This is a genomic window from Kitasatospora sp. NPDC005748 (genome assembly GCF_040630735.1).
In the GTDB taxonomy this organism is placed as follows: domain Bacteria; phylum Actinomycetota; class Actinomycetes; order Streptomycetales; family Streptomycetaceae; genus Kitasatospora.
Genome location: NZ_JBEXYD010000137.1, coordinates 1 through 4520 on the forward strand (window position 1 = coordinate 1; position 4520 = coordinate 4520).

Genomic DNA, 4520 nt, shown 5'->3' on the forward strand with positions numbered 1-4520 from the left:
ACGGTGAACAGGGAATCCGCCACCCCGGCATCGTTCGACCGGAGTTGCTCGGCCGACACCGGACGGGTGATCAGCGACTCGACGGAGACCACCGGAGCACCCGTGGCATCCGCCGCCGACAGCACCAGACCGCCCTGCGCGTCCCGGCGCAGCCGGGCCCGCAGCACGGACGCACCCGCCGCGTGCAGCTCGACGCCCGTCCACGCGAACGGCAACCGCACCTCGTCCCCGGCCTCCGACACCAGGGCGCTGGCCTGCAACACGCCGTCCAGCAGCGCCGGGTGCAGACCGAACGCACCCGCATCGGCGGCCACCGAGTCCGGCAGCGCGACCTCCGCGAAGACCTCGTCGCCCCGGCGCCAGGCGGCCCGCAAGCCCTGGAACGCCGGCCCGTAGCCGTACGGCCCGTCGGCCGCGGCCTCGTACATACCGCTGACGTCCACCGCCGTGGCCCCGCGCGGAGGCCAGACCGCGAAGTCCTCCTCCGCGACCGGCGCCTCCTCGGCGGGAGCGACGACGCCGTCGGCGTGCTGCGTCCACTCCTCCTGCCCGTCGGGGCGGGAGAACACCGCGACCGTCCGACGGCCCTCGGAGTCCGCCTCGGCCAGCACCACCTGGACCTGGACCGCGCCGCCGTCGGCGGGCAGCACCAGCGGCGCCTGGAGCGTCAGCTCCTCCAGCAGGCCGCACCCGAGTTCGTCCCCGGCCCGGACCACCATCTCGACGAAGCCGGTCCCCGGCAGCAGCACCACCCCACCGATCGCGTGATCGGCCAGCCACGGGTGCGTCCGCACGGACAGCCGCCCGGTGCAGACCAGCCCCGCACCACCGGCCAGTTCGACCGCCGCACCCAGCAGCGGGTGACCGACCGCGCCCAGACCCAGCGACACCGCGTCCCCACCCAGAGCCGGTCCGGCCGCACGCGGCCAGTACCGCTCGTGCTGGAAGGCGTACGTCGGCAGCTCGACCCGCTCGGCGGCGGGGAGGACGGAAGTCCACTCCACGGAGGCGCCGTTGACGAAGGCCTCGGCGAACGAGGTGACCAGCCGGGTCACGCCGCCCTCGTCACGGCGCAGCGTGCCGCAGACCGCGGCGGGCACGATGCCCGGGCCGGCCTCCTGGGCGACCTCTTCGAGCGTGTCGTTCATCGCGCCCAGCAGCACCGGGTGCGGAGTCACCTCGACGAACAGCTGGTGCCCCTGACCGGCCAGGGTGCGCACCGCGCGGTCGAAGTGCACCGTCGCCCGCAGGCTGCCGTACCAGTAGGCGGCGTCCAACTCCTCACCGGTCAGCGTCTCCCCGGTCATCGCCGAGACCATCGGGATCCGGCCCCGGCGCGGCGCGATACCGGCCAGGACCTCGGTGATCTCCGCTTCGAGGCGGTCCACCTGCGCCGAGTGCGAGGCGTAGTCCACCGCGACCATCCGAGCCCGAACACCCTCCGCCTCGAACTCCGCCTTCAACTCCTCCAGCGCCTCCGGCTCACCCGAAACCACCACCGCCGAAGGCCCGTTGACCGCCGCCAGGGCAACACGCTCACCGAAGCGGGCGATCCGCTCCTCCACCACCGCGGCGCTCCGGCTCACCGACAGCATCCCGCCGAGACCGGCCAGCACCTTCAACGACCGCGAACGCAGCGCCACCACCCGGGCGCCGTCCTCCAGCGACAGCATCCCGGCCACCGTCGCCGCCGCTATCTCGCCCTGCGAATGCCCCACCACCGCAGCAGGCTTGACGCCCGCGGCCTCCCAGACCGCCGCCAGCGACACCATCACCGCCCACAACGCCGGCTGGACGACATCCGCCGCCGTCAACTCCGTCACACCCGCCAGGACATCGGCCAGCGACCAGTCCACATAAGGCGCCAGCGCCGCCTCGCACTCCGCGAGCCGTGCCGCGAACACCGGGCTCGACAGAGCCAGTTCACGGCCCATCCCCACCCACTGCGAACCCTGACCGGCGAACGCGAACACCACCCGCGCACCCGGCCGCGCCACACCCGACACCACCGACCCCGACGGCACACCGGCCGCCAGACTCTCCAACCCGGCCACCAGCTCGCCGCGCCCGCCGCCCAGCACGACCGCCCGGTGCTCGAACACCGACCGCGTCGTCGCCAGCGACCACGCCACCTCCGCCGGATCCACCGACGGCCGCGCCGACACCCACGCGTGCAGCCGATCGGCCTGCGCCGTCAGCCCCTGGGCGGAACGCCCCGTGACCGCCCAGGCCCCGACCCCGCCGGGTTCGACCACCGACGGGGCAGCGGCCGGCTCGACCGGCTCCGCGTCGGTCGCGGTACCGGCCTCGGCGGGCGCCTCCTCCAGCAGGACGTGCGCGTTGGTGCCGCTGATCCCGAACGAGGACACACCGGCCCGACGCGGCCGCTCCCCCACCGGCCAGGGCGCCGCCTCCGTCAGCAGCTCCACCTCACCGGCGGACCAGTCCACGTGCGGCGACGGATCGTCCGCGTGCAGCGTCCTCGGCAGCTCCTGGTGCTGCAACGCCAGCACCATCTTGATCACACCCGCCACACCGGCGGCCGCCTGGGTGTGCCCGATGTTGGACTTCACCGACCCCAGCCACAGCGGCTTCTGGGCACCACGATCCTGACCGTAGGTCGCCAGCAGCGCCTGCGCCTCGATCGGGTCACCCAGCTTGGTACCCGTCCCGTGCGCCTCCACCACGTCCACATCGGCGGCCGTGAGGCCGGCGTTCGCCAGCGCCGCGCGGATCACCCGCTGCTGGGACGGACCGTTCGGCGCCGTCAGACCGTTCGACGCCCCGTCCTGGTTCACCGCCGAGCCGCGCACCACGGCGAGCACCCGGTGCCCGTTGCGCCGCGCGTCCGAGAGCCGCTCCAGGACCACCATGCCGGCGCCCTCGGCGAAGCCCATGCCGTCCGCGTCGGCCGAGAAGGCCTTGCAGCGGCCGTCCACCGCGAGACCGCGCTGCTGGCTGAACCCGACGATGCCGTCGGGGGTCGCCATCACGGTGGCCCCGCCGGCCAGCGCCATCGAGCACTCCCCGGCGCGGATCGCCTGGGTGGCCAGGTGCAGCGCCACCAGCGAGGACGAGCACGCGGTGTCGATCGTCACCGCCGGGCCCTCCAGGCCCAGCGTGTAGGACACCCGGCCGGACATCACGCTCGTCGCGAAGCCGGTCGTCAGGTGCCCTTCGGCTCCCTCGCCGCCGGTCGCCAGCCCGAGCCCGTAGGCCGACGCGAACCCGCCGACGAAGACGCCGGTCTGGCTGCCGCGCAGCGTCGCGGGGTCGATCCCGGCCCGCTCCAGCGCCTCCCAGGACGTCTCCAGCAGCTGACGCTGCTGCGGGTCCATCGCCAGCGCCTCACGCGGCGAGATCCCGAAGAACCCGGCGTCGAAGCCGCCGGCGTCCGCGACGAAGCCGCCCTCCTGGGTGTAGGAGGTGCCGACACTCTCGGGGTCCGGGTCGTAGAGGCCCTCCACGTTCCAGCCGCGGTCGTCCGGAAAGCGGGAGATCGCGTCCGCCCCGGTGGTGAGCAGCTGCCAGAACCCGTCGGGGTCGTTCACGTCGCCGGGGAGCCGGCAGGCCATCCCGACGATCGCGATCGGCTCGTCGGATCCCGCTTCCGCCGGGCGGACCGGCAGGCGGTCCACGGGCTGCTCGGCGTCACCGAGCAGCCGGGCCCGCAGGTGACCGGCCAGCGCGACCGGGTTGGGGTAGTCGAAGACCAGGGTGGCCGGCAGCCGCTGACCGGTCGCGGTGCCCAGGCGGTTGCGCAGTTCGACCGCGGTGAGCGAGTCGAAGCCCAGGTCGGTGAAGGCGCGGCCGGGCTCGACGGCCTCGGCGGAGCTGTGCCCCAGCACGGCCGCCACGTGGGTCCGGACCAGGTCGGTGAGCAGCCGGGTGCGCTCCTGTTCGGAGAGGCCGGCCAGCTGCCGTTGCAGCGAGTCCGCGCCGACGCCGCCCGAGGCGGCGGTCCGCCGGCCGGTCCCGGCCGTGACCAGGGTCCGCCAGAGCGGCGGGACCTCCGCGCTCCGCGTGGCCTGCGCGCGCAGCCCGGCGAGGTCCAGCCGGGTCGCCACCAGCAGCGCCTCGGAGCGGGCGGTCCCCTGGTCCATCAGGGCCAGGCCCTCGTCCGCGCTCAGTGCCACGGCGCCACCGCGGGTCAGGCGGGCCCGGTCGGAGTCCGAGAGCTGCCCGGTCAGGCCGCTGACCTCCGCCCAGAGGCCCCAGGCCAGCGAGGTGCCGGGCAGTCCGGCCGCCCGCCGGTCGGCCGCCAACGCGTCCAGGAACGCGTTGGCCGCCACGTAGTTGCCCTGACCCGGGACGCCGAACGTCGCCGCCGCCGAGGAGAACAGCACGAACCGCTCCAGGTCCAGACCCCGGGTGAGCTCGTGCAGGTGCCAGGCACCGTCGGCCTTCGGCCGCATCACCACGGCTACCCGCTCGGGCGTCAGCGACGGAATCGTCCCGTCGTCGAGCACTCCGGCGGTGTGGATCACGCTCCGCAGCGGACGCCCCGCCGGAATCGCCGC

At 74.6% G+C, this 4520-nt stretch carries 1 protein-coding gene; it reads right to left on the reverse strand.

Features of this window, described 5'->3' with window-relative positions; genetic code table 11:
• The coding region (locus ABZ495_RS36765) for a beta-ketoacyl synthase N-terminal-like domain-containing protein (RefSeq protein WP_359840338.1) at positions 1-4487 on the reverse strand (4487 nt) is incomplete at its 3' end.
• Positions 4488-4520 lie beyond the last annotated feature (33 nt).